Below are 26,293 nucleotides of genomic sequence, written 5' to 3'. Positions count from 1 at the left end.
GCGTTGAAATACAGAACCCCCGATGCGGTACATAGGGGGTTCTGAGTAGAGAAATGCTAGTTGAAAATGTGTAAACCTATTTCAGGACTAGACACTGGTGGCCAGCCATCAGGCTGCCAGCACTTTGCGGATCTCCTGGATGGAGAGCTTGTATTGGCGCGGACATTGGCGCCACACCTGCAGCATCCGCTGGTACTTGTCGCGCATGGCGAAGTCGCTGGAGAGCTCGTCGCACGGGCACTTGAGCTCGGGGAAGCGCTTGTCCACTTCCAGCAGGAAGCAGACATAGTCGGCCAGCTCCCGCTCCTGACTGCGGCTGTAGCCGTTGAACTCCAGCCGGCTGGCGTTGATCTCGCCCTGATCGGCGGCATCCAGATTACCCCATGAGATGGCCAGTGCGTGGTGCAGCTCAAGGGTGTCGATCACCTCCTGGCAGGTCGCCAGATCCAGATGGCCGAAGCTCTTCTCCAGCTCGAGGATCTGCAGGCAGTAGCCGCGCTCGATGATGGTGCTGGCGCGCTGGTAGACGTCCGCTTTCTCCGGATTGAGTTTCGCCAGAATTTCGTACTGGTTGCTCAGGATCAAACGTTCAGTGTTGCTCATGTTCATGGGATATCTCGCTGGAAGACGATTCTGGGGTCACGTTAACCCATATATAAAATGAATTTTTTGATCTGGGCGGGGGAGTTGGTGAGAAAAATCCGCTGGTAAGGGGCGGCTGACCAGACAAAAAAGGCCTGCATGGCAGGCCTTTCAATGACGCAGGGGAGGGTTATCCCTTGAGGAAATCCAGTACCACCTGATGGTGATCGCTGGTTTTGAACTTGTCGAAGTGGTGGGCAATCTTGCCTTCTTCGTCGATGAGGAAGCTCTGACGGTGAATGCCGTCATACTCCTTGCCCATGAACTTCTTCGGGCCCCAGACGCCAAAGGCATCGGCGACGGCGTGGTCTTCATCGGCCAGCAGGGTGAAGTTGAGCTGGTCCCGCTCTTCGAACTTTTTCAGCCGTTTGGCCGGGTCCGGGCTGATGCCAAGCACCACCACATTGAGGGCGGTCAACTCGGCGTTCACATCGCGCAGGCTGCAGGCCTGGGTGGTGCAGCCGGGGGTCATCGCCTTGGGATAGAAGTAGACCAGTACTTTTTTGCCGCGCAGGCCAGCAAGGCTGACCTGATTGCCATTCTGATCGGGCAGGGAGAAATCGGGGGCGGGGCTGCCAGCTTGTAGTGGTTGCATGGGGTCTCCTCGGGTAAAACGCCCTCAGGCGTGTTTGCGATTGACGATAAACTCGAACGATTCGGCACCCAGTTGACGACAGAATTCGGCGAAGGCGGTTTGCGAACCTTCCACTTCACCCTCTCTGGCCAGATTGAGCTGAAAACTGATCTTCAGCAGGTTGAACGGCTGCTGCTCCAGGGTCATGGATTGCATCGCCTGAATGTTCCAGCCATGTTCGCTGAAGAACTGGGTGCACTGGCTTACGATGCCGGGTTCGTCGCGGATCAACAGGTCGGCACTGGCGCGGACGTCATACTGCAGGGACTGGTGGCGTTCGGTGCGTTTCATCATGGTGATGAGATCCCACTCCTGGCTACGCAGGGGCAGGCTGATTTCGAGTTGCATCATGCTGTTCCAGTCGCCCGAGAGCAGCATGATAAAGGTAAATTCATTGCCGAAGATGCCAAGGCGGCTGTCCACAATGTTGCAACCACAGCCACTGACGTGGCGGGTCACTTCATTGACGATGCCAGGCCTGTCCGTGCCGATGGCCGTTACGACCAGGTAGTGAGTCATAAATCTTCTCTCGTCCGTTATTTCGTTGCGAAAGCCGCGCTGGCAAGCCAACCCTCCGGCCCTGATGACCACTCCCTGAGGGGCGCTGCCGACTTTCGTCCATTGCTTTTTGTTCCGGATGGTATCACGGCTTGCCCCCTCTCTCCCTTGTTTTTCAAAGGGGTCAGCTTTACCATTACGCCCCTGAAAATCGGGAGAAAAGTCCATGTTACGCGGTAGTATTGTTGCGCTCGTTACCCCCATGCTGGCTTCAGGTGAAGTCGATTGGGCCAGTCTGGCCAAGCTGGTCGACTATCATGTCAGCGCCGGGACCAGCGCCATTGTTGCGGTGGGTACCACAGGGGAATCGGTGACCCTGAGCGAGCAGGAGCATATCGCCGTCGTTGAAAAGACCGTTGAGTATGCCGCCGGACGCATTCCCGTCATCGCCGGTTGCGGCTCCAACAATACCGCCCATGCCATTGAATTGGCAAAGCGACTGGCCAAAACCGGCGTGGTGGCGGGTCTCTCGGTGACTCCTTACTACAACAAGCCCACTCAGGAAGGTCTCTATCGCCACTATTGTGCGATCGCCGAGGCTAGTGGTCTGCCCCAAATTCTTTATAATGTGCCCGGTCGCACCTGTTGCGATCTCAAACCGGAGACAGTGGCCCGTCTGGCCAAGGTTCCCGGCATTATCGGTTTGAAAGAGGCAACCGGCGATTTGAGCCGCACCCCGCTGCTGCGCGAGCTGTGCGGGCCGGAGTTTGCTCTCTACAGTGGCGACGATGCCACTGGTTGTGATTTTATGCTGCAAGGTGGCGATGGCGTGATTTCGGTCACCACCAATATTGCAGCGGCCCAGATGGCCGACATGTGTCGTGCTGCGCTGGCCGGCGATGCCGGGCAGGCGCATGACATCAACAATCTCTTGATGCCGTTGCACAAGACTCTGTTCTGCGAACCGAGCCCCACCCCGGTGAAATGGGCCTGTGCCCAACTGGGGTTGATTGCAACAGCCACCTTGCGCCTGCCGCTGGTTGACCTCACTCCCGAGGGCGAACAGCTGATGGCGCGAGCACTGACCACAGCGGAGTTGATGGCGAGTGTTTAAATCTAATGGAAAGGGAAATAGAGCCCGTCTGGTGCTGAGCGTTGCGACTGTGGCCGTATTGGCCGGTTGCAGCACCCCCCAGGATCGCAAAATGGCCAACCGCGACTTCGGTTATGAAGATGCCCGCCTCGAGGGCCGCGCGTTCTTGATCCCCGCAGGATTGAGTGCCCCCACCTTCAACAGCCAGTACGACATCCCGCCGCTTCCCGAGAGCAGCCGTGAAGGTGCCCTCGGCGCCCAGGTCGATGTGCGCCCACCCGCTCAACTGCTGACCGTGGTACCGGGCAGTCAGGTGGTGCAGACCGCAACCGAACCGACCGTTGCCTTCTATGCCCTGAGCACCAGCCAGAGCGTGGAGCGCGATACCTGGTCGTTCCTGATGAACTTCCTGGCCAAATACAAGGTCACCACCGAGAAGCTGGATCAGCAGGATGGCGTATTGCAGACCGGCTGGTTTGACAACACGGTCGCCCTCGATGGCTGGGGTGAAGATGACGAAGACTTCAAAATCCGTCAGCGTTACCAGTTCACCGTACGCAACGACGCCCAGCGCCACGCCGTCAATATGTCGGTCCGGGTACTGGATCACGAAGAGACCATCGACGGCGAGACCAGCAACAAGCTGACCCCTGCCGATGCCCAGCGCTATGCCGCGCGAGTGCTGAATCAGTTCTCGCTCTATTACGACAGCCAGCTGAAAGCCCGCGAGCAGCACAAGTCCAACGATGGCATGGGTCTGCAACTGGGTCTGGACAACAACGAACTGAGCGCCTGGATTGCCGAAGGCTCCTTTGATCAGGTGTGGCGTCGCCTCAATCAGGTACTGCCCGCTTACGGTTTCACCATCAAGGATACCCAGCAGTCACTGGGCTGGATCGACGTCGAGTACGAAGAGCCGGGTGCCGAGTTCTGGAAGGCGAAAGGGAGCGAGCCGTTCAAACTGGAGGAGGAGAAATACCGCTTCCAGCTTGGCGAAATGGCGGGAGGCAAGACCTCCATCACCCTGTTCGACAAGGACAAGAAGCCGGTATCGTCCGGGGTTATCTCCCAGATGTATATCAGCCTGTCCGAGGCGTTCGCCAAGGGGCTGGCCGATCAGGCAGCAGCAAAAGCAGAATAAATACAGGGGCCTTGTGCCCCTGTTTTGTTATCAGAATCCCCCTGAAAACGCGGGGATTCCGAGCGGTTTTCGATGATGCGAGCCCCCTTGCCAGCCCGTTGCAAACAGAGCGTGCAGGTGAGTGACTCGCGATGTTTACCCCCCACAAACAGGAAGTGTTATTAGCCATGAGTCTTGCAGATCAAGTATTGGCGGTGAATGACGATTTGCCGATCCGTACCGATAAACCTGTCCATTCCGGCAAAGTGCGCAGCGTCTACTGGTTGACCCCCGAAGACAGTGCCCGACTCATAAAAGAGAAAGGCTATGATGTGCCGGCCGATGCGCCCCTCGCCCTCATGGTGATCAGCGATCGCATCTCGGCTTTCGATTGCATCTGGCAAGGTGTGGATGGCCTGAACGGCGTACCGGGCAAAGGGGCGGCGCTTAATGCCATCTCCAGCCACTGGTTCAAGCTGTTCAAGGAGAAGGGACTGGCCGACAGCCACATTCTGGATATTCCGCACCCCTTCGTCTGGATCGTGCAAAAAGCCCGTCCGGTGATGATCGAGGCGATTGCCCGCCAGTACATCACCGGCTCCATGTGGCGTGCCTACAAGGATGGCGAGCGCGAGTTCTGCGGTATCACCCTGCCGGAAGGGCTGAAAAAGGATCAGAAACTGCCGGAGATCCTCATCACTCCCTCCACCAAGGGCGTGCTGAAAGGGCTGGATGGCGTGCCGGAAGCCGATGACGTCAACGTCTCCCGTGCCGATATCGAGCGCCACTATAAAGGCTTCAACTTCAGCAAACTGGCCGACATCGACCGCTACGAAGTGCTGCTCAAAGAGGGCTTCAACGTCATCAGCGACGCGCTGGCCGGGCTGGATCAGATCTTCGTCGATACCAAGTTCGAGTTTGGTTACGTCCACGATGCCGCCGGCAACGAGAAGCTGATCTACATGGATGAAGTGGGCACCCCCGACAGCTCCCGTATCTGGGATGGCGCGGCCCTGCGCGACGGTCAGATTGTCGAGAAGTCCAAAGAGGGTTTCCGTCAGTGGCTGCTCAACCACTTCCCGGATCCGGACATCCTGCTCAACAAGAACCGTATGCCGGAACGTTTTGCCCTGGCCCGCGACAACAAGCTGCCGACCGAAGTGATGATGGATATCTCCAACACCTATGTCGGGATCGCCGAGAAGATCATCGGCCACAAGCTGGCGCGTTCTGCCAATCCCAAGCAGGAGATCATCGAGGTGCTGCGCGATCAGTACGGTCTGATCGACTAAGGGTTGCTCTCTTTTTTTGTCGTCAACAAACAAACGTTTGCTGATAGCGAAGGAGATAGGCAGAGAAACAGACGGGCCCCGCTACGGGGCCCGTTTTTATTGCTGGTCTGGCGGCAAGCGAGCGGCGATCAGCCGTTGACCCTGAACACCTGACCTGTCTGAATGCCCAACACCGACTTCTTGTAAGCCTGCGCCACCTTGGCGGCTGGCACCGGCACGAACCCCGGGAAGAAGTCGGCGTATTTCTCCATCGACTCCACCAGCACGGTGGGGCTCACCACGTTGATGCGAATGCCCCTTGGCAGCTCGCAGGCGGCCGCTTTCACAAAGTGATCGATGGCGCCGTTGACGGTGCTGGCGCTCACCCCCCAGTTGATCGGCTCCTCGCTCAGAATACCGCTGATCAAAGTGATGGAACCCTTGTCAGTCAGATAGGGAATGGCGGCTCGGGTCAGGTTGATCTGGCCCATCAGCTTGCTCTCCAGTCCCACCTGCCACTGCTCGTCGGTCATCTCGGTAAGGCCGTTGAAGGCCACGCTGCCGCTGGCGACAACCAGTGCATCAAACTGGCCCACTTGGGCAAACAGCGCCTTGATGGAGGCGGGATCTCGCATGTCGACCGTGGCATCGCCACGGCTGTGGCCGACCCGGATCACCTGATGATCTTTGGCAAGCAGTTCACTGACCGCGGAGCCGACGGTGCCGGAGGCACCCACAATCACAATTTTCATCTGCATCACTCCTGGTTGGGATATGTTGATTCTAGCGCAACAGAAAATGCGAAAAAGCGCGCAAAATAAACCAATTGTTTCCATATTGGAGCTAATGATGGATATCGCCCATCTGGCCAGCTTTTATGAGGTGGTGCTGCGCGGCAGTTTCTCGGCCGCTGCCGATACGCTGGGAGTGAGCAAGGGGATGCTGAGCCGCCACGTCAGCGCGCTGGAGGCCTCCCTCAATGCACAACTGTTGCAGCGCACCACCCGCCGCCTCAGTCTGACCGAGGCGGGCAAGACCCTCTACCAGCAGGCGGGGGAGATCTTCGCGCTGGCGCGGCAAGCGGAGCAGGATATTCAGGCGCTGACCGAAGAGGATGGCGGACGGCTGCGCTTTACCTGCCCGGTCAGTACCGGCGATCGCATGGTGAGCGAGCTGCTGGCCAGCTTTGCCGCGCTCTGTCCGGGAGTGGAGGTGGAACTCAATTTCACCAACCAGATGGTCGACATGAGTCAGGGGGAGAACGATATCGCCCTGCGCGCCATGAGCGAGGTGCCGGACAATCTGGTGGCCCTGCCGCTCGGTCGGCTCAAGGATGTGGTGGTGGCGAGCCCCGCACTAGTGGCGCGAGAGGGGCGTCCTGCCACTCCCTATGAGCTGAGCGGGCGCAGCTGTCTGTTGCAGGGGCACAATCCGGCCTGGGAGCAGTGGCACTTTATCCGTGAGGGGGAAGAGGCCCACATTCTGGTGCAGGGCAAGGTACGAGCCAACCACTACAGCACAGTGCTACAGCTGGCGCGCGCCGGTATGGGCTATGCCAAGTGCCCGCTGATGCTGGTGGAGTCGCTGCTGACGGCAGGAGAGCTGGTGACCGTGCTCGACGAATGGCAGAGCGGGCTGCATCAGCTCCATGTACTGCATGCCCAGCAGCGACGGGTGCCGCGCAAGATCCGGCTGTTCAAGCAGGTGCTTGCCCAGTGGTTTGCCGAGCGACCCCACTACCTGCTCTGAGCGGCGTTATTTTTCTGTCATCTTCGGCTGCTACCCTGCGCCCATCATCGGCATCAGGAAGATCAGCGGGAATGAAGAGTAATAGAGGGTTGACCGGGTTTGTGCTGCTCTGTGCAGTGTTGGGGGCTGGCAGTGTGCAGGCTATGGTGGAAGTGAAGGTGCCGGAGAATTTCCGCATCCTCGCAGTGAGCAACGGTACCTTGCAGGATGAGCAGCATGCCACCCTGGCGGATGGCGAGCAGCAACTGCTGGTGCGCTTCGAGGGGGTGATCCCCAGTCGCAGTAGCAGCGAGAATGATCGGCAGGTACGCTCCGAGCCGCAGGTGGTGCGCTATCAGGGCAGCAATCAGCATTTGCAGCTGACGGCCAGCGTACCGGGAGACGAGCGGGGGATGCAGGCGTATGCCAAGGCTCCTGTGGTGGCGTTGCAGGAGAATGGCCGCGCGCTTGCCATCCAGCAGGACGCGCTGGTGACCAGCGGCATGCTGCTTGGGGTGGATTGGAACGGGAAACTGGCTGAATACAACCGCAGCGGCGGCAAGGCGGCGCTGACGGCTGGCGCCGTTGCTACGCAGCCAACTGCCAAGATCGTCAGCGGGGCGCAACCCGTTGTGGCTGCCAGCGAGCTGGAAGGGCTGTTGCAGCAGTTGTTCCTCCAGGCCGACCCGGCCCTTCGCAAGCGCTTTATCGGTTGGGCCGTGCCACAGCTTTAAGTTTTCTGCCCGTTGCAGTAACGTGGACACTCCTTTTTCAGGCGCTCTGTTCATCGTACTCAACGAGGTTTTCATGTTTGAATTGCATTCACGCCTGCAGGCAGATACCCGGTGGCTCGGGGATCTGCCCCTCTGCCGGGTCTTGCTGGCCAAAGACAGCCAGTATCCCTGGCTGATCCTGGTACCGCGAGTAGCCAACCTGCGGGAAATTCACCATCTGGCGCCGGAGCAGCAGCAACAGCTGATGCAGGAGTCCTGCGCCGTCGCCGCCCTGATGGAACAGGCCCTCAGTCCGGACAAAATCAATATAGGGGCGCTGGGCAATATGGTGCCGCAACTCCACCTTCACCATGTCGCCCGCTTTGCGACGGATCGCGCCTGGCCCGGCCCCATCTGGGGAGCTCATCCGGTCGTGCCTTATGAGCCACAAGTTTTGGCCAAGCAGGCCGATATATGGCGTGCCCGGCTCGCCAAGCTGAGCGGTTTCACCCCTGTGGCTGCTGATAACGGAGTCAACTGAGAGGCGTGTCGCTATTTCAGTCTCCGGGCCGCGCCATCTGTTAGAGTTATGGTATAGATAAGCCCATTTTCGATGTTCAGGAAGGTCCCATGATAGTGACAAGATCCGATGACGATGCCGTATTGACCACAGAGGATGTGCTGCTCAGCCTGTGCAACTCGGTGACGGACGTTTTGAGTGCCGCGACCATGAGTCAGGTGCGGTTTTCCGGCATGGTGCAGCGGATCAGCAAGACCTGCCTCAAGCCGGATATCGGCTGCTTCGTGCTGTTCGATGGCGGTTTTTCCGGTCTGGTGGTGATCAACTTCTCCGCCGCCGCCGCCATGGAGCTGTACGAGAGCTACATGCTGAGCATGGGGCTCTCCAAGGAGGATCTCGCCATCTCCCACACCTCTGACGAGGTGAGCAACGTGATGGGCGAGCTGATGAACCAGATCGTCGGCAGCTTTACCGTCAAGGTGGGCCGGGATCTGCAGACCCACATCACCCAGAACCAGCCGAAGATGCTGGCCCTCAACAAGCAGGTGATGCTGAGTGTCGATACCAATCTCGACAGTCCGGAATCCCGCCGCGTCACCTTCTTCACCGCCCGCAACAACATCTTCTATCTGGAGCTGGCGATGGACAAAACCGAGTTCATCCGCATCCACAATGAGGGGATGGAGCACGAGGAGCTGGATCCCGATGCGCTGATCGCCCAGGCCAAGCAGGATGCCGCCAAGCCGGCTCAGGCTGCGGCCCCGGTTGCCAACGATCACGACGATCTGCTCGACTCTTTGGGTATCTGAGGCAAACGCCGGATAGCAACAAGGCCACCTTCGGGTGGCCTTGTTGTATCGGTGCGCACAACCGTTGTTAGAAGTTGTAGAGCAGGCCGGTGTTGAACATCACTGATTCAGAATCGTAGAAGTTGATGTCGGAATCGGACTTGGCATAGCCAGCGGTAAAGGTTGCCGAGAGCGGAGCAATACCGAACAGGCGGTGCCAGAAGAAGGTACCGGTCAGGGCAAACTCGTCGGAGTCGGCGTTTTGGCCAAAGATCGGGTTGGCCTCATCATATTTGGTCTGGCCCAGATAGGCGTTGCTGACGAAAGACCACTGGGAAGCGCGCATGCCGTAGGTCAACTGCAGGCCGTTGCTCTTGTAGCTTTGGGCGCTGCCATCCAGATCGGCTTGGCGGTAGATAAAGGCTGGCTCCAGCATCTGACCGGGTGCCAGCTGCCATTTGTAGGAGAGGTCGAGGGCGTGGATCTTGCCGTTGCGATCCAGCTTGGCGGCAGTATCGGCGCCATACTGGCTGCCGCTGCGCTCCTCATCCACCTCGATGTTGCGGGTGGTCAGGCTGCCATTGAAGTTGCTACCCCAGATGCTGTCCCAGGCGAAGCGAACCCCTTTTGACTTGATATCGGTCGACTGGCGATCAACGCCTACGGCGAAGGGATCGCTCCACTGCTCGGTCGGCATGGCATTAAAGACCACGGAGCCAGCTACGATGCCCTTGTCGCTCATCTCCTGACGGATACCGAGCTGCTGGGTGAAGTCGAAACGGATGGCATCCTGGATCAGGTTACCGAGGAAGACCTGGGTGCGGGTATCGGCAAAGGTGTAGCGGATATCGGCGTTGAGCAGCGGGGTAACGGCGGAGCTGCTCTCGGCACTGCCCAGTCCGCTCAGGCGGCGGTTTTCATCATCACCGCTATAAAAATTTGATTCGTAATTGATGACACTGACCCCGCCGAGCAGGAAACCGGACCAGCCAGACTCCTTGGGAATTTCACCCAAATCAGCATAAGCACTATTTGCGACCAGCAGGCCCAGGCCCAGCAAGGTGGTGTTGCGCATCGGATAACTCCTAAATTAAATGGTGGTGAATTTTTTCGGCCGGTGAGTATAAAGAAAAAACCTTAATGGCAACTGACTCAATATTGCCAATTATCCTAACCCACTCATTTCATTCGGCGAATCGTTAATTAATTGTGCGAGATTAAGAAGAGTTCACTCGGTTGTGCTGGTATTCTGTACCGCGAATATCGGGGGAAAACAATAAGATGAAACAGATTAAATCCTGGGCGCAATATTATGTCGATCTGATGACCAAGCTGGGACTGGTGCGATTCAGCATGTTCCTGGCGGCGGGCATTATCGTGCTGGCGGTCGCCATCCAGATGGGGGTGACCCTGTTCCTGCGCGGCAATATCGATGTGATCGACTTCGTTCGCTCGGTCTTCTTTGGCCTGCTGGTGACCCCCTGGGCGGTCTATTTTCTCTCCATCGTGGTGGATCAGCTGGAGGATTCCCGTCAGCGACTGAGCAGGATGGTGCGCAAGCTGCAAGATATGCGCGAGCGGGATCTGGAGCTCAATACCCAGCTGCAGGAGAACATCAGCCGTCTCAACGCCCAGATTGCCGAAACCAATCGGGCCGAGAGCCTGCGTCTACAGGCCATCGAGGATCTCGAGAACGAGGTGTTTCAGCGGGAGAAAGCCCAACTTCATCTGGGGGAGCGCACCGCGCTGCTGCGCTCCTTTATCGACTGCTCCCCGGATCTGGTCTACTACCGTAACGAGGATGAGCAGTTCTCCGGCTGCAACCGCGCCATGGAGGAGCTGACCGGCAAGGTGGAGGCCGAGCTGATTGGCCTGACCCCGTTCGATGTCTACAAGCAGGAGATCGCCAACAAGGTGGTGGAGACCGACAAGCAGGTTTTTGCCAGCAACGAGCCCCTCACCTACGAGCAGTGGCTGGAGTATCCCGATGGCCGCAAGGCTTACTTCGAGCTGCGCAAGGTACCCTTCTTCGACCGCTTCGGCAAACGACTCGGGCTGCTCGGTTTTGGCCGCGATATCACCGAGCGCAAGCAGTATCAGGACAAGCTGGAGAAGGCGAGCCGCGACAAGACCACCTTCATCTCCACCATCAGCCACGAGCTGCGTACTCCGCTCAACGGCATCGTGGGCTTAAGCCGGATGCTGATGGATACTCCCCTCGATCCCCAGCAGCAACAGCAGCTCAAGACCATTCACCTGAGTGCGGTGACCCTTGGCAATATCTTCAACGACATCATCGACTTGGACAAACTGGATCGCCGTCGCCTCGAAATTGCGCCAACCCGTATCGACCTGCCTGCCTTCCTCGACGAGCTGGAGACCCTGTCGCGCATTCAGGCGGAGCAGAAGGGGCTCTATCTGCATTTCGATCGGGATGGCGACATGCCGCAATTTGTGATGGCTGACGGTACCCGCCTGCGTCAGGTGTTGTGGAATCTGGTGGGCAATGCGGTCAAGTTTACCGATGAGGGGGGCGTCACCGTGCGTTGCCTCTCCCATCCCGCCGACGAGCCGGGCAAGCTGGCCCTGCACTTCGAGGTGGAGGATACCGGTATCGGTATCCCGCGCGCTCAGCAGGAGAAGATCTTCGCCATGTACTATCAGGTGCAGGGCAAGAAGCACGCCACCGGCACCGGCATTGGCCTCGCGGTCTCCCGTCAGCTGGTGCAGGCGATGGGCGGCCAGCTCTATGTGGACAGCGATCCGGGCGAAGGTTCCTGCTTTACCGCCGAGCTGGAGGTAGCATGCGCCGAGCCTGTGTTGCCAGAGCAGGAGGAGGAGATGCCCTCCCTCGATATCCTGCTGGTGGAGGATGTGGAGCTTAACGTGACAGTAGCCTGCGCCCTGCTGGGCAAGTTGGGTCATCAGGTGCAGGTGGCACGGGACGGCACCCAGGCGTTGGCGATGGCCAACCCGGATGATTTCGACCTCATTTTGCTCGATATCCAGCTGCCGGACATGACCGGCTTCGATGTGGCGAAAACCCTGCTGGAGCGTTATGGCGACAGCCTGCCACCCATGGTGGCGCTCACCGCCAACTCCACCGGCGATCGCCAGTACTACCGGGATCATGGCATGCAGGATGTCATTAACAAGCCGCTTGGCTCCAAAGCAGTGCGGGAGGTGATTGGTCACCTGTTTGCCGATCTGGCCGAGGATGAAGCGGACGAGCAGGCGGATGCGGGCAATCAGGATGCCCTGCTGGATATCCCCTTCCTCACCGATTACGCCGATACCGTGGGTAAACCGGTGCTGCTATCCAGCGTCGATCTGTTCGAAAAGATGATGCCGGACTACATGGCAGTGCTCGACTCCAACATGATTGCCAAGGATCAAGCTGGGGTGGTGGAAGAGGCACACAAGATAAAAGGGGCGGCAGGCTCCATTGGCCTGCGCCGATTGCAGCAGACAGCCCAGCTTATTCAGAGCCCGGATCACCCCGCCTGGTGGGAGAACGTAGAGGACTGGATTGAGACGCTGCGCCGCGAATATCCCGGCGATATCGCCCGTCTGCGGCGCTGGTTGCTGTCTTGAGGCTGGAGGTTGTCTTGAGTCTGATGGAAGTTGCTGGCAAGGAGCCGCGAGATGTATAGCCGTTTGATTACCCCTGCGCGCATCCACCCTTGGGGGGACGAGGATCTGCTGGAGGCGACCGAGCAGGATCGCGCCCGTATCGTGCAGGCAGCACCGGTGCGCCGGTTGCAGCAGAAGACCCAGGTCTTTCCGCTCGATGTTAAGGCCTCGGTGCGCAGCCGCCTCACCCACTCGCTGGAGGTGCAGGAGACCGGTCGCCAGATCAGCCGCCGCATTCTGGCCGCCTTGCCAGCAGGAACGGTCTGCGAAGGGGCCTTTATCAATCTGGTGGAGATGTCCTGCCTGCTTCATGACGTGGGCAACCCGCCGTTTGGCCACTTTGGCGAGCAGGTGATGAGCCAGTGGCTCGGCGAGATGCTCGCTCCCCTCTATCAGCAGGCGCTGGCGCAGCCCCCCTCGGCCCAGTGGGCGGAATTGCGTCAGGATCTGCAACTGTTTGATGGCAACGCCCAGAGTCTGCGGCTGGTGCACAGCCTGCACGAGCTCAACCTGACGCTCGGGCAGCTGGCGGCACTCTGCAAATACCCGCAGCAGCCCCGGCCCGGCGTGAACTATGGCCAGCATCATGGCTGGAGCAGCAAGCGGGGCATCTTCTTTAGCGAGCAGCCGCTCTACCGGGCCCTCGGTCAGAGCCTGGGTCTGGCCCCCGGCTGCCGTCATCCGCTGGTTTACATCATGGAGGCGGCCGATGACATCTCCTACTGCATCGCCGATCTGGAAGATGCGGTAGATCGGCGGATCCTGACTCAGGGTGAACTGCTGGCTGCGCTGCGGGGGGCCGATCAGAGCGACTACTTGGGCACCTTGCTCGATGACGCGCTGGCATCCAGCCGGGGCTTTTTTCCCCATTTTCGCCAGCAACTGACCCGGGATCTGGTGGCGCTGGCGGCGCAGAGCTATGTCAGCGAACATCAGGCCATTTTGCAGGGATCCTATCCGCAAGCGCTGCTGCACGGTCAGGCGCCGGCGGCGCGGGTGCTCGATATTCTCAAGCGGGTGGCCCGCGAGCTGGTCTTTATGCGCCCCGAAGTCGAGGCTCTCGAACTGGAGGGGTATGCGGCGCTGCGCGGGGTGCTGACCAGTTATGCCTGTCTGTTGGCGCTGCCAGCGCCACAGTTTGCTCGCCTACTGGCCGGGGAGGGGAGTCAGGCGCTTTTCTTTGCGCGCCGCCTCTATCACCGCCTCTCGGCCCGCCATCTCAAGGCCTATCGATTGGCGATCGCCACTCCGGATCCGAGCTTTGCCTGCCAGAACGAGCAGGAGTGGTATTACCGGGTACGGTTGCTGCTCGATTATGTCAGCGGCATGACGGATACCTATGTACTGGAAGAGTACCGGCTACTCTCGGGGATCTGATGCCCCAAGCTCCCTGTCGGGCAGCATAAAATGCCGTAAAAACGTTTAAAAAGGAGTCGCAAGAGGCTTGTTTTAAATTCGGATATTTTTTAGACTTCTGCAACCTGTTCAACTTTTATCCGGTAAGGAGACGAAAATGCAACATCTGATGCTCAATATTGCATTCTCTCGCGGCACTGCGTGCGGCGTGAAATCTCGTGCTCTTTTACCGCGTGGCGTAAACAGGTAACCCCTGTCTTTTTATCACCCGCGGTTCGTCCCGCAGGGTGATATCCACTTTCTCCGGGAGAACCGCATGTTCAACTGGAGAATGTCATGTCTATCGAACTGGTTTTACTGCGCAGTGTTGAATCCCTGGTCCAGAGAAGGATTGCCCGGGTCGAGCGTCGTCTCGTGCAGGTCAATCTGTCACCCGCCCTGCTCAGGGATATCGGGCTGGAAGGATATCAGGGTCAAATCGCCCTCGTTCGCGAGCGGGAGTATCAAACCGGCTTCCGCCTCGGGAATCGAATAACCTGATCGCGAAGGGGAGAATAAGATCCCCCTCGCTAGTGAAATGGCAGGCTGCATGCCTGCCATTTTTCCATCTTATGGTTGATTCCAGGTTCACATGTTGGTGACTCAGTATTATCCTCTCCGCCCTCTTTGTAACAGCTGCGATTGTTTTCTCGCCTTGCGTCGTCAGGATCTGCAAGATTAGAGGTGGCAGCCCTATCTGTTTTACTCATCAGGACAAGACCTTATGCCACTCCTTCGTCAGCTTTTTCTTCCTATTTTGCTGTTGTTTACGGGCATGTTGGCTGTTGCGGCTCCCCAACTGCAAGATGAGAGCACAAGTAACGAAATTACTGCACAAAAGGAGCTGCTGATCGGGGTTCCCCGTGGCGGCTATCTCCCTTTCATCTATCAACTCCCCAACCAGCGTTATGCCGGTCCGCTCAAGGAGCTGGCCTCGCGCATTGCAGCCGAAATGGGCGTGTCATTGCGTTATATCCCCTACAACTCCTACGTGGATGCCCAGATTGCTCTCCAAGGCGGCCAGATTGATGCATTAATCGGGGTCGAACGTAATGCTCTTGAATTGAAGGGGATAAACCCTATTGGCAGTATCGGTTCTTATGCTCGCTCCATTTTAATGCATACCCCGGATCAGCGATTGACCCTGGAGCAGGCGCGCAAGTTACGCTGGGTCTGTATTCGTGGTTTTGGCAGTTGCAATGAGTTGGATCGTTTGGGGATCTCTGATGTAACTGAGCTGGAGAGCCGTGACGAGGCGACCTATATGGTCAAGCTGGGCGCTGTCGATGCATATCTTGATTTGGAACCCATTGTTTCCCTCAAGATGGAGAGAATGCCTGCATCAATGGGGGTTGTCGCTCCTGGGTGGCTTTCTGGCAGCACGCTGACGATGGCGACCAGCTCCCGCCAGCCAGAGCTGAGCGAGAAGCTTTGGCAGGCATATCAACGGATACCCGTTGCAGACTCACGATTACGGTTGCATCAGAAAGATGAACGCGCCAACGCTGGCCTTTTGCTGGAACCAGATGAGGCTAGTTGGCTGAAGCAGAGAAACAAGGTGATCAAGTTCGCCGTTGCCCCCGGATTTGCCGGCATCAGTGAAATCGATGACGAAGGTGAATTGCATGGTTATACAGCAGACCTGATGAAGTTGTTGAGTCTGCGCTCCGGGATCCGCTTTGAGCTGGTGTCGACAAATACCTGGCAGGAGTCACTTAAACTGCTGAAAGAGCACAAAGTGGACCTTATTCCCTTGATGACACCGCTCAAGGATCGTCAGTCCTTTGCCTCTTTTACCTCCTCCTATCTGAAGTTCGACAGCTATGTCGTAGCCAGACACGGTGCTCGCCCGCTGAAGTCACTGGTCGAGCTGAAAGGGCGTCTGATTGGTGGTGTGACGGGTTCTTACGAAGCCTCTCTCATTCACGCGCTGGGCGCCAATATTATCGAAGTGGGCAAGGATGCCGATTTACTGACCTTGCTTGACACAGGGCGAGCTGAATATGTGCTGTTGACTATGACCAATCTGGGACAGCAGGCAATGAAGGGTTTCAATGAGAAGTATCAGGTGGTGCTGAGTTCTCCCGAATTTTCCGTACCTATCAGTATGGCTGTCGACAATGCTCAGCCCGAGTTGCTCCGCATCATGGACAAGTTGCTGCTGACCATCACGGATGAGGAGTGGCAACTGCTGGAGCGACGCTGGCTCAATGTGTCGGTCAATATCGAATCCGATTACACCCTGATTTACAAATGGTTGGCCATAGGGGGGGGCGCCTTGCTCGTCAGCGGTTTGCTGGTGATGTTCTGGGCTCGCAGTTTGCGTCGCCAGATTGCGCAGCGGAAAATCGCAGAGGACAAGCTGAACGAACAGTTGCTGTTTGTGCAGACCTTGCTCAACTCACTGCCAACCATGGTGGCGCTACGTGATAGCGAGCAGCGGATCACCTTGTGCAATCAGGCCTATCGCGATGCTTTCCTTGGTGCTGGCAGTAGCAGTGAGGAGCTGCAAAACATGCCAGAGACACTCAGAAACAGTGTGTTGGAAGAAGAGCGCCGGGTGTGGCAGACCGGACAGGATCTGGAGGGGGCGGGGAGCAACCTGCGAGCTGATGGTACGCCCTGCCATGTTATCTATGCCAAACGCCCTTATCGCGATCCCGATGGCAATATGCTGGGGGTGTTGACAGTACTGACCGATGTCAGCCGGATCAAGGAGGCGGAGGAGCGCGCCCGTCAGGCTGAAAATCGCCTTACCCAGATTACCGACAGTATGCCTGGGGTGGTCTATCAGTATTTGTGGCAAGGGCCGGGCAAGGGGCGCTTTCTTTATGCCTCTCAGGGGGCCAACGAGATTCTGGGGGTATCTCACCAGGATTTATTTAACGCTGAATCGGGTGGTGAGGTATTTGGCTTTACCGAACAGGCCCTGCAGGAGTTTGTCAGCAAGGTGGCCAACCATGCCGAGACCCTGGCCCCCCTCGACCTGGAGGTCAAGGTGGAGCGGCCTGATGGAGACCGTTATCTGCAAGTGCGTGGCAACTTTGTCAGACAGGGGCAGCAGGCACTGATCCTCAATGGGGTCATTCAGGACATCACTGCCCTCAAGCAACAGGAATACGAGCTGCGCGAAGCTCGCGCCTATGCCGAGCAGGCGATGCAGGCTCGCAGTCGCTTTTTGGCAACCATGAGCCATGAACTACGAACACCCATTTCAGGCATGCATGGCATGCTCGAATTGCTGCAAATGAGCGAGCTCAACGACGACCAGCGTTTTATGGTGCGCAATGTGGTCACCTCGACCAACAACCTGCTCTATCTGGTCAATGACATCCTCGATTTCTCCAAGATAGAAGCGGGTCAGTTGCAGTTGAATTACCAGAGCAGCCGGTTGCAAACGGTGATCTGCGATGCCATTCGTGGCCATGCGACACTGGCTCATAACAAGGGGCTCAACGTGGTGCTGGAGTGGGAGCATCATGTGCCGGACTGGGCCGACATCGATGGGGTGCGTATCGGTCAGGTCATCTCCAACCTGCTCAACAATGCGGTGAAGTTTACCGAACAAGGGGGGATTACTATCCGGGTCAGCTACCTGAGCGAGCAATTGACCATCAGTGTCAGTGACACCGGCATCGGGATCGCCGAAGAGAAGCAGGCGCTGCTGTTCACGCCTTTTGAGCAGGTGGAGTCAGATATCAACCGTCGTTTTGGTGGCACCGGACTGGGGTTGGCAATCTGTGAGCAGTTGGTATGCAAAATGGGGGGGGCACTGACACTGACCAGCAAGGCAGGAGAGGGCTCCAGCTTCCGTTTTACCGTGCCGTTAACCTATCCGCAGTGGGATCCCCCAGCTCTGGCTGACACAGAATGGTGGTTCTTCAGCGATGACACCAACCTCGAAGCGGCCATGGTACGGCAGGGGGCCAAGCTCAGGTACTTGGGGGCCAATGAGCTCAGTCGCTCACTGGAGGGGTTGCTGTTGGCCGATCAACGGTGGCTTGAGCAAGCGCTGGGGGGGGAATGGCAAAGCTGGCTGCAACACTCTGCGCTGAAGGGGATCATAGCGTCACCCGATGAGGCGTTACGAGGTCGGATTGGTGAACAGAAATGGTGGCGCCTGGGTCTATCTCCTCTCTATCCGGATCTTCTGCTGGAGAGCTGCCACGAATTGCTGCAGGAGCGGGTCACACCAATCCTCCCTGCGCTTGCAGAGAAGCTGGGTGGCAAAGTACTGGTGGCCGATGATCATCCGGTCAATCGTGCCTTGCTGGCACGGCAGTTGGCCATTCTTGGTATCGAGGCTCAGGTTGTGGAAGATGGCGAGAAGGCTCTGCGGGCCTGGCAGGGACAGCAATTCTCGATGCTGCTGACTGATTGCCATATGCCGGTGATGGATGGTTATGCTCTGACCAAGGCGCTGCGGGCTGCGGGAGTGACGGCCCCCATCATAGGGGTAACGGCAGATACGTCGGAAGAGGCGAGTGCTCGTATGGTAGAGGTAGGCATGAGTGACATGTTACTGAAGCCCTACCCGCTGGATATCTTGCGCCAGATGCTGGCCCATTGGCTGGCAGAGAGGACGCCAACCAGAAGCGCGGTTGCGCCCGTTGTTGGGGCTACAGGCATGCAGGCTGAGCGCTGGTTGGCGCTGTTTGGTGACGAGCTGACCGCGCGAGCCATGGCGGTGGAGTATCTCGATTCCAACCGGCAGGATGGCGAGGCCATGATGGCAGCGCTGATTTGTCATGATGCCAGCGCCTTGGTCGAGACCGCCCACCGGATCAAGGGGGCTGCCCGAATGGTCGGGTTGGAGGAGCTTGCCAGTCAGGCCGCCATGCTGGAATCGGCAGCGCGATTGAAGCGGCTCGACGAACTCGACGATCTGGTCAGCACAGTGCAGAGGCTGATGACGGCGATTACCCACGACATTGGATTATGGCTCGATGAAAAAAGCACAACATGAGTTGGTCATCATGGTCGTGGAAGACCATGGATTTCAGCGCAAGGCGCTGCTGCACCAGATCCGCAGCCTGGGTTACCAGAATCTGCTGGAAGCGGTTGATGGTGTCGAGGCATTGGCGCTTAGCCAGCAACACAACGTCGATATCCTGTTTTGCGATCTGCGAATGCCCGGAATGGATGGCATGGCGCTGTTGCGCCGCCTGTCGCTGGGTGGTTTTCAGGGCGGTATTATCCTCTCCAGCGCGCTTGAGGGGGATGTGGTAGAAGCCGTATTGCGTATGAGTACCGCTTATGGCTTGCAGGTGCTTGGTCGCATAGAGAAACCCTCAACGCCGCAGCAGCTCCAGCTGCTTATCCAGGCTTGGTCACCCCGGCAGGAACCCGTCAGGGAGGAAGAGGGGCACAGAATAGGACTCGATGAGTTGCGTCGGGCGATCGAGCAAGATCAACTGCTGCCCTGGTATCAGCCCAAGGTGAGTTTTGCATCCGGCGAGTGGGTCGGGATGGAGGCGTTGGCCCGCTGGCAACACCCCGAGTTTGGCCTGATCCCTCCCGGGCGTTTTATTTCACTGGCGGAGAGCAACGGGCTTATCGATCCGTTGACCGAGGTGATCATCAGCAAATCTCTGAGTGATGGTCATTTATGGGAGGAAACCGGGTTGTCACTCAATCTGTCGATGAACCTCTCCACCACCTCACTCATTGAAGGGGATCTTTGCAACTTATTGATTGAACAGTGCAAGCGCTGGAGTATCAATCCTGAGCTCATCACCCTCGAGGTGACCGAGAGCGCATTCGTGCAGGATCTGGGCAAGTCTCTGGAGGTGCTGACCCGGCTAAGGATGCATGGCTTTGGCCTCTCCATCGATGATTTTGGTACCGGCTACTCCTCAATGCAGCAGCTGGCACTGTTGCCGTTCACCGAACTCAAGCTGGAGCGCTCCTTTGTCGATCGCTGCCATGCCGATCCGTCACGTTTGGCTATCATCGAGTCCAGTATCGAGTTGGCCCGCAAGCTGGGGCTGAAGTCGGTGGCGGAAGGGGTAGAAGATGAGGCGACCTGGCGAGTGCTGGCCCAACTCGGTTGCGACCTTTGTCAGGGATTTTTCTCTGCCCGCCCGATGCCACGCAGTGAATTGGCTAATTGGCACCGGACTTGGCAAGATAGATTGCCTACACTGATATCTATCTGATTCTGTTGGCTGGATCCCTCGTTTGAACAAGGATGTTCATGAAAATTTCAAGTAAGTTGCTGCTCAGCTTCGGTTTTATCAACCTGCTGATCCTGCTCTCCTCCACGCTGGTCTATTACCGGCTGACCCAGATCAATCAGGCCCAACACACCCTGCTGGAGCAGGCGCTGCCCGCTTTGCAGCGGGATGAGGCGAGCCAGAAGGCACTGGTTGCCACCGTTTCTGCCTTGCGTGGCTATCTGATCCTCGGCAAGGATCCGGCTCAGGCTTCCCGCCTCAAGCAGGAGTGGGAGTCGGCCTGGCAGGCCATTGCCCATCAGGCCTTCAGTCCGGCGATTGCCAAGTCTCTCGAGACCTTCAAAAGCCATCAGGAGAAGGTGTGGACCATAGCCCAGAGCGAAGAGAATCTGCCCGCTCACACCCTGATGTTGCAAGAGGCGGGGCCGCTGGCGGAGGCGGCGCTCGATCAGTTGCAATCCTTTGCCAATGAAGAAGTTGGCACTCCGCAGGATCAACTCTCCGGCGATCGCCGCATGCTGCTCAAACAGGTGGGGGATGCCTACAACAGCCTCGCCAACGCCCTCTCAGCCCTGCGGGATTTTCTCATCTCAGGCGACCCCGAATACCGCAGCAAGTATCAGGATTACTACCAGTTTCATCAGCAGCGGGTGGCTGAGGTTAAACAGCAAGCCGCGCTCTTTACCGACACCCAGCAGAGCCTCTGGCAGCTGTTTGAAGAGATGGCGACCCCCTTCTCCGAGCTGGTGGGACAGGTGATCGAGAAGCGCCAGGCACCGGATTGGGATCAGGCAAACTACCTGATGGCCACCGACATCGAGCCGATGCAGTCCAGCCTCAGCGAGCAGTTGGTCCAGCAGGTGGGGAAAACCCGTGCCGAGGTGGATCAGATTTCAGCGCAGATGACCGGAGCCGGGAGGGCCATCAACCAGACTCTGCTGTTGGCTACCGGCAGCGCCATCGTGCTTGGTATGGTAGTCGCCTGGCTCTTTAGTCGCCGTCTGACCCGTGACATTGCCTGTCTGGTGACCCGGGCGGGGCAGGTTGCGGATGGCCGGCTGGCGGCCGAGCCCTTGCCAATCACAGGGCAGGATGAGTTGGGAGAGTTGACCGGTTCCATCAACCGGATGTCTGCCCAGTTACATCATCTGGTCGGGGAGTTGCAGGGGGCAGTGGGGCAGGTCGAGGTGGCCTGTCTCGATGTGGGCAGCACCACCAGAGCCATAGTGGCGGATCTGACGGAGCAGGATCAGCGGGTCGATGCGGTGGCGGCGGCTATCGATCAGATGTCGGTGAGTGCTCGTGATGTGGCTGGCAACATTGCCGGTGTGGCGGATGGAGCCCATCAGGTGCGGCAGCAGACCCGTCAGGGAGAGGCCGCGCTGACGCGAATGAGCGATACCATGCAGCAGATTGCCGCCATGATTGGACAGGCCAACGAGGCCATGGGGCTGTTGGCGCATCAGAGTGAACAGGTGGGGCAGATCACCGAGGTGATCGCCACCATTGCGGAGCAGACCAACCTGCTGGCCCTCAATGCGGCGATCGAGGCGGCTCGGGCAGGCGAGCAGGGGCGCGGTTTTGCGGTGGTGGCCGATGAGGTGCGTCAGCTGGCGACCCGCACCCATCAATCAACCGCCGAGATCAGCCAGACTATTGCGGCCATCTCCCAGCAGACTCGCCAGACGGTAAGTACCGTCAGCAGCGGTACCCGGTTGGTAGATCAAGGGCGGGATGCTGTTGGATTGGTGACCGATACCCTGAGTGCCATGAACGAGCTGGTGCAGTCGCTGTCGGGCCAGTTGGAGGCCATTTCGGTGGCAACCGAGCAGCAGTCGCGGGTGGCCGCCGAGGTATCCGGGACGGTCGACGACATTGCCGCGCTCAGTCGGCAATCCTGTCAGCGCAGTCAGCAGGGGGAGCAGATCGTAGCCAGACTGGCTGGTGATACCGGCAAGCTGAAGGCGGTCATCGCCCGCTTTGATCGTGATGCGTGAGATGGCGGGAGTATCCCGCCATTGCTATTGCCATTCACCGGGCCGTCTGGCCCATGGGCTTAGTCCAGACGTCTGAAGGTGTGGTTGTCGAAGCTGCTGGTAGTCTCCCGGTTGAGCAGGCTGACCAGCAAAATCGCACGTTTCTCTCCATCCGGCTCCATATAGATGGCTTCGAAGCCGGCAAGCGGCCCCTCTTCAATCAATACCTTGTCACCAGTGATGGGCAGGTTGGCGTAGCTGGCTCTCGCCTCATCGCTGTCATCGCGACTCATCAGCTGATAGACCAGCTTGCTGCTGATGGGGGTCCATTCACTGCCAAAGTGGATGATCCGGCTGATGCCGCGGGTCGATTTCAGGGTGACCGGTGTCACCTCTTCCAAATCAACGAAGATAAACAGATAGTTGGGGAACATGGGTTCCCGTACCGGAACTCGCTTGCCCCGGCGCAGCTTCTCGATCTCCACCATGGGGTAATAGGATTCGATACCCTGGGCATCGAGGTGGGCGCGGGCGCGGGCCTCTTCTTTTGGCTTGCAGTAGGCCAGATACCATTTTTTCATGTTATGAGTATGTTCGTGTTGCCGTGCTCGCGGATATGATAGCGGCGCCAATAAAAAAGGCCACGCATTGCGTGGCCTTTTTTGCCGAGTGAGCAATTACCAACCTTTTACCAGGCCGCCTTTGAACAGCTCGAGACCTTTCTTGTAGACATCATCGGTCTGGAAAGCTTGTACGAACTGTTTGACCTTCTCGTCATCCTTGTTGTTGTCGCGGGCGACGATCAGGTTGACGTACGGGGACTCTTTGTCTTCAACAAACAGGCCGTTCTCGGTCGGGGTCAGACCAATCTGGCCGGCGAAGGTGTTGTTGATGATGGCCAAGTCCACGTCTTCCAGCGAGCGCGGCAGTTGGGCTGCTTCCAGTTCCACAATCTTGAAGTTGCGCGGGTTGCTGGCGATATCCAGCACGGTGGCTTCCAGACCGGCGCCATCCTTCAGGGTGATCAGACCCTGTTTGGCCAGCAGGATCAGGGAGCGACCCAGGTTGGTCGGATCGTTCGGTACCGCGATCTGGGCGCCATCTTGCAGCTCGCTCAGCGCCTTGATCTTCTTGGAGTAACCGGCAATCGGGTAGACGAAGGTGTTGCCAACCGGCACTAGCTTGAAGCCGCGATCACGCACCTGCGCATCCAGATAGGGTTTGTGCTGGAAGGCGTTGACGTCGATGCTGCCATCGTTCAGCGCCACGTTCGGGGTGACGTAGTCGGAGAAGTTGACCACCTCGACTGTCAGACCGTATTTCTCTTTGGCTACCTTGGCAGCCACTTCAACCAGTTCGGTCTCCGGGCCGGCAATAGCGCCCACTTTCAGAACCTTGCTCTCTTCTTTTTGACCGCAACCGGCCAGAACCAGACCAGCCAGCAGGGCAGCTGCAACGGATTTGATGCCAAATTTCATAAAACCTCCTGTCAGAAATCGACGATTAACGATGATCACATTTGTTGACCAGGCGCTCACCCGCGCTCTGGATAAGTTGAACCAGTACTACCAGGATAACCACGGTCACCAGCATGACGGTCGGGTCGAAGCGCTGATAACCATAACGAATACCCACATCCCCCAGACCACCGCCACCGATGGCTCCGGCCATGGCCGAGTAGTTCACCAGAGTGACGAGGGTAATGATGACGCTGTTGAGGATGCCGGGCAGAGCCTCGGGCAGCAGCACCTTGGTGATTATTTGCAGCGGCTTGGCGCCCATCGCCTTGGCCGCTTCCAGCAGGCCGTCCGGCACTTCCATCAGGGCCCCTTCTACCAGACGGGCGATGAAAGGGATGCAGCCGACAGTCAGCGGCACGATGGCGGCGATGGTGCCGATACTGGTGCCGACAATCAGCCGGGTTAGCGGAATGATGGCGACCAGCAGGATGATAAAGGGCACCGAGCGACCCACGTTGACCACCATACCCAGAGTACGGTTGAGCAAGGGGTTGGCCAGGATCTGGCCCGCCTTGGTCACGTGCAGTGCCACGCCGAGCGGCAGACCCAGCAGGCAGCCGAACAGAGCGGAGGCAAACACCATGATCAGGGTGTCGCCCAGGGCCGTGATGAGCAGATTAATCATGGCTTCGGACATAACCCATTACCTCCAGCTGAATGTGGTTGTCGATAAGGAACTGCTGGGTCGCCTCGCATTGGGCTTCATCCCCGAACAGCTCGGCCAGCAGGAAACCGAATTTGACGCCACCGGCGTACTCGATGTCCGCGCTCAGAATGCTGATGTCGATATTGAAACGGCGACTTGCCTCGGAGATCAGCGGCGTATCGACCGTGCTGCCGGTAAAGCCAAGCTTCACCAGCGGGTAGCTGCCCGGCACCCGCTCGCTGCTCATCCGATCCTGATACTCCTGCGGTACCTCCAGATGGATGGTGGAGTGGATGAAGTCACGGGCCAGCTGGGTCTTGGCATTGCTGAAGAACCAAGCCACTTCGCCCTGTTCGATCAGGCGGCCGTCGCTGATGATGGCCACTTCGTCACAGATCCCCTTCACCACATCCATCTCGTGGGTGATGAGCAGGATGGTGAGCCCCAGCTTGACGTTGATCTCCTTGAGCAGGGTCAGGATCGAGCGGGTGGTCTGCGGGTCGAGGGCCGAGGTGGCCTCGTCGCAGAGCAGTACCTTGGGGGCCGGAGCCAGTGCGCGGGCAATGGCGACGCGCTGCTTCTGACCGCCGGAAAGCTCGGACGGATAGGCCTGGGCACGGGCTTCCAGCCCGACCAGTGCCAGCAGCTCGGCAACCCGTTGCTGGATCTTCTCTTTGCTCCAGCCTGCCAGCTCCAGTGGAAAGGCGATGTTGGCAAACACGGTGCGGGAGGCAAGCAGGTTGAAGTGCTGGAAAATCATCCCGATCTGGCGGCGAGCCTGGGTCAGATCCCGTTCGCTCAGGGCGACCAGATCCTGGCCATCAACGATGACTTGACCCTCTGTCGGGCGCTCCAGCAGGTTGACACAACGAATGAGGGTACTCTTGCCGGCACCGGAGGCACCGATCACCCCGAAAATTTTGCCTTGGGGTACATGCAGACTCACATCACGCAGGGCGTGCACGGCGTCACTGCCTGTACCGTAGACTTTGTTGAGACCGATCAACTTAATCATGGATTCTTCCGTGCTAACAGCCTTAAAGCACAGGGCGCTACAGGCGGGGAAATTGGGCAGAGGTTCCACTGGGTTACTCTGTCATCATGGAGGATGATGCTAAGATGTCTGGATGGCCATGTCAACGCATGTTTTTACGTCTAGACGTCTAAAAAAGTGATAAGGATTTCTGTCAGGCGGATAACGATCAGAATGGTATTGTTGCTCTTCCAGATCCTGTTTCGTCCCTGTGGCGTATAACCGAATTAAAGATGGTTTATACACGGTAAGGGCTGGTTTTATTAGTGTGTTAGCTCGTTTCTGTTCACATCTGCTGTCTAGCTTAATGCTCCTCCATCGTTACACAAATTGCTGCACAAATCGTTCCCTATTCGTGACCGGAGCACCTGGCAGCCACTTTGTCGGCGTCAACCTTGATGTAGCGCAAGGGGGGCACGGATAGGGATTGGGTCGGTGGCGCCGGTTTTTTATACTGATGTTGTCGACAAGCATGGAGGGCAGTGCGATGAGATTCCAACAGATCAAAGAGTTGCTGCACTATCTTGAGCAGGTTCATCACCAGCTCGGACTCTGTTACGGGCGTTTGACCAGTCAGGTGGACAGCGAACGTAGCCGGATGTTGCTGGTCTATCTGCAAGGGCGTGAGGATGCGGCCAGTGCCCATCTGCACGAATATGCCGCTCAGCTGGGAGAGGCGATCAGGGAGACCTGGCTGAACCAGAGTTTCAGCGAGGATATGCTGCCGGCCATTACCCGCTTCGAGCTGCCAGCATCAGTCCAGACCCAGGATATCGTCACTCAGGTGTGCCGCTGGGAAGAGCAACTGGTGGGCGAGCTGAGCCATCTGGCCCGGGAGTGCCCGACACCGGCCACCACCGCCTTGCTCGAGAATCTGGCCGGGCTGGAGCAGACCCGCCTGACCCGA

The 26,293-nt window shown here is 58.1% G+C and carries 23 protein-coding genes; 14 read left to right on the top strand and 9 right to left on the bottom strand.

Going from position 1 to position 26,293, the window contains the following annotated elements:
- Window positions 1-108: 108 nt before the first annotated feature.
- From AB5Y92_RS02780 to AB5Y92_RS02770, 3 genes are all read right to left on the bottom strand, one after another.
- Entirely contained in the window at window positions 109-609 is a 501-nt protein-coding gene (locus AB5Y92_RS02780; protein WP_368225471.1) for a YfbU family protein, read from the bottom strand.
- Window positions 610-772: 163 nt separating this feature from the next.
- A complete protein-coding gene (gene bcp, locus AB5Y92_RS02775) occupies window positions 773-1,237 on the bottom strand; it encodes a thioredoxin-dependent thiol peroxidase (protein ID WP_042059887.1) in 465 nt (154 codons plus the stop codon).
- Between the two features lie 24 nt (window positions 1,238-1,261).
- The gene (locus AB5Y92_RS02770) at window positions 1,262-1,795 is read right to left on the bottom strand and encodes a glycine cleavage system protein R (RefSeq protein ID WP_005349229.1); all 534 of its coding nucleotides are present in this window, start codon (window positions 1,793-1,795) and stop codon (window positions 1,262-1,264) included.
- 205 nt (window positions 1,796-2,000) lie between these two features.
- Between AB5Y92_RS02770 and dapA the strand changes: the two genes are divergently transcribed.
- The 3 genes from dapA (at window position 2,001) to AB5Y92_RS02755 (ending at window position 5,279) form a co-directional block, all read left to right on the top strand.
- Window positions 2,001-2,888: a 4-hydroxy-tetrahydrodipicolinate synthase gene (gene dapA, locus AB5Y92_RS02765; RefSeq protein WP_005349232.1), complete on the top strand. Its 888-nt coding sequence runs from the start codon at window positions 2,001-2,003 to the stop codon at window positions 2,886-2,888.
- Window positions 2,881-4,008 (top strand): outer membrane protein assembly factor BamC, encoded by a 1,128-nt coding sequence (gene bamC, locus AB5Y92_RS02760; RefSeq protein WP_042080542.1) that lies wholly within the window; start codon window positions 2,881-2,883, stop codon window positions 4,006-4,008. Before dapA ends, bamC begins: the two co-directional genes overlap by 8 nt.
- Window positions 4,009-4,175: 167 nt before the next feature.
- Window positions 4,176-5,279, top strand: a complete 1,104-nt coding sequence (locus tag AB5Y92_RS02755; RefSeq protein WP_368225469.1) for a phosphoribosylaminoimidazolesuccinocarboxamide synthase — start codon at window positions 4,176-4,178, stop codon at window positions 5,277-5,279.
- Window positions 5,280-5,407: 128 nt separating this feature from the next.
- On the opposite strand, the gene AB5Y92_RS02750 is transcribed toward AB5Y92_RS02755, so the two are convergent.
- Window positions 5,408-6,010 carry a short chain dehydrogenase gene (locus tag AB5Y92_RS02750; RefSeq protein ID WP_368225467.1) on the bottom strand — a complete coding sequence of 201 codons (603 nt, stop codon included), beginning with the start codon at window positions 6,008-6,010 and terminating at the stop codon, window positions 5,408-5,410.
- Window positions 6,011-6,107: 97 nt separating this feature from the next.
- Here AB5Y92_RS02750 and AB5Y92_RS02745 point away from each other — a divergent pair, with 97 nt between their 5' ends.
- From AB5Y92_RS02745 to AB5Y92_RS02730, 4 genes are all read left to right on the top strand, one after another.
- The gene (locus tag AB5Y92_RS02745; RefSeq protein WP_368225473.1) at window positions 6,108-7,007 is read left to right on the top strand and encodes a LysR family transcriptional regulator; all 900 of its coding nucleotides are present in this window, start codon (window positions 6,108-6,110) and stop codon (window positions 7,005-7,007) included.
- Between the two features lie 71 nt (window positions 7,008-7,078).
- Complete coding sequence (locus AB5Y92_RS02740; RefSeq protein WP_368225465.1) at window positions 7,079-7,720, top strand: DUF2057 domain-containing protein; 642 nt, start codon at window positions 7,079-7,081, stop codon at window positions 7,718-7,720.
- 73 nt (window positions 7,721-7,793) lie between these two features.
- Entirely contained in the window at window positions 7,794-8,240 is a 447-nt protein-coding gene (locus AB5Y92_RS02735; RefSeq protein WP_368225463.1) for an HIT domain-containing protein, read from the top strand.
- Between the two features lie 89 nt (window positions 8,241-8,329).
- Window positions 8,330-9,028, top strand: a complete 699-nt coding sequence (locus AB5Y92_RS02730) for a DUF3334 family protein (protein ID WP_005339098.1) — start codon at window positions 8,330-8,332, stop codon at window positions 9,026-9,028.
- 67 nt (window positions 9,029-9,095) lie between these two features.
- On the opposite strand, the gene AB5Y92_RS02725 is transcribed toward AB5Y92_RS02730, so the two are convergent.
- Window positions 9,096-10,082 carry a DUF2860 family protein gene (locus AB5Y92_RS02725; protein ID WP_368225461.1) on the bottom strand — a complete coding sequence of 329 codons (987 nt, stop codon included), beginning with the start codon at window positions 10,080-10,082 and terminating at the stop codon, window positions 9,096-9,098.
- A 206-nt stretch (window positions 10,083-10,288) separates the two neighbouring features.
- On the opposite strand from AB5Y92_RS02725, the gene arcB reads away from it, so the two are divergent.
- The 6 genes from arcB (at window position 10,289) to AB5Y92_RS02695 (ending at window position 22,208) form a co-directional block, all read left to right on the top strand.
- Window positions 10,289-12,601 (top strand): aerobic respiration two-component sensor histidine kinase ArcB, encoded by a 2,313-nt coding sequence (gene arcB / locus AB5Y92_RS02720; RefSeq protein ID WP_368225459.1) that lies wholly within the window; start codon window positions 10,289-10,291, stop codon window positions 12,599-12,601.
- Window positions 12,602-12,652: 51 nt separating this feature from the next.
- Entirely contained in the window at window positions 12,653-14,017 is a 1,365-nt protein-coding gene (gene dgt, locus AB5Y92_RS02715) for a dGTPase (protein ID WP_368225457.1), read from the top strand.
- Window positions 14,018-14,332: 315 nt separating this feature from the next.
- Entirely contained in the window at window positions 14,333-14,536 is a 204-nt protein-coding gene (locus AB5Y92_RS02710; RefSeq protein WP_005349248.1) for a hypothetical protein, read from the top strand.
- A 223-nt stretch (window positions 14,537-14,759) separates the two neighbouring features.
- Window positions 14,760-19,001: a transporter substrate-binding domain-containing protein gene (locus AB5Y92_RS02705; RefSeq protein WP_368225455.1), complete on the top strand. Its 4,242-nt coding sequence runs from the start codon at window positions 14,760-14,762 to the stop codon at window positions 18,999-19,001.
- On the top strand, window positions 18,982-20,193 hold the full coding sequence (locus AB5Y92_RS02700) for an EAL domain-containing protein (protein ID WP_368225454.1): 1,212 nt from the start codon (window positions 18,982-18,984) through the stop codon (window positions 20,191-20,193). The genes AB5Y92_RS02705 and AB5Y92_RS02700 overlap by 20 nt, the downstream gene beginning before the upstream one ends.
- 38 nt (window positions 20,194-20,231) lie before the next feature.
- The gene (locus AB5Y92_RS02695; RefSeq protein ID WP_368225452.1) at window positions 20,232-22,208 is read left to right on the top strand and encodes a methyl-accepting chemotaxis protein; all 1,977 of its coding nucleotides are present in this window, start codon (window positions 20,232-20,234) and stop codon (window positions 22,206-22,208) included.
- Between the two features lie 59 nt (window positions 22,209-22,267).
- Here AB5Y92_RS02695 and rfaH read toward each other — a convergent pair whose 3' ends face one another.
- From rfaH to metN, 4 genes are all read right to left on the bottom strand, one after another.
- Window positions 22,268-22,768, bottom strand: coding sequence for a transcription/translation regulatory transformer protein RfaH (gene rfaH / locus AB5Y92_RS02690; RefSeq protein WP_201938477.1), 501 nt, complete (start codon window positions 22,766-22,768; stop codon window positions 22,268-22,270).
- 96 nt (window positions 22,769-22,864) lie between these two features.
- Window positions 22,865-23,665 (bottom strand): methionine ABC transporter substrate-binding lipoprotein MetQ, encoded by an 801-nt coding sequence (gene metQ / locus AB5Y92_RS02685; RefSeq protein ID WP_005339072.1) that lies wholly within the window; start codon window positions 23,663-23,665, stop codon window positions 22,865-22,867.
- A gap of 25 nt (window positions 23,666-23,690) precedes the next feature.
- Window positions 23,691-24,344, bottom strand: a complete 654-nt coding sequence (locus AB5Y92_RS02680; protein ID WP_164537646.1) for a methionine ABC transporter permease — start codon at window positions 24,342-24,344, stop codon at window positions 23,691-23,693.
- Entirely contained in the window at window positions 24,325-25,368 is a 1,044-nt protein-coding gene (gene metN / locus AB5Y92_RS02675) for a methionine ABC transporter ATP-binding protein MetN (protein ID WP_005339067.1), read from the bottom strand. Before metN ends, AB5Y92_RS02680 begins: the two co-directional genes overlap by 20 nt.
- 505 nt (window positions 25,369-25,873) lie before the next feature.
- On the opposite strand from metN, the gene AB5Y92_RS02670 reads away from it, so the two are divergent.
- A partial coding sequence (locus AB5Y92_RS02670) for a hypothetical protein (RefSeq protein WP_368225449.1) occupies window positions 25,874-26,293 on the top strand: 420 nt, incomplete at its 3' end.

Source organism: Aeromonas sp. R1-1 (assembly GCF_040908495.1).
Lineage (GTDB): Bacteria > Pseudomonadota > Gammaproteobacteria > Enterobacterales > Aeromonadaceae > Aeromonas > Aeromonas veronii.
This window is presented reverse-complemented; position numbering and strand designations above follow the sequence as displayed.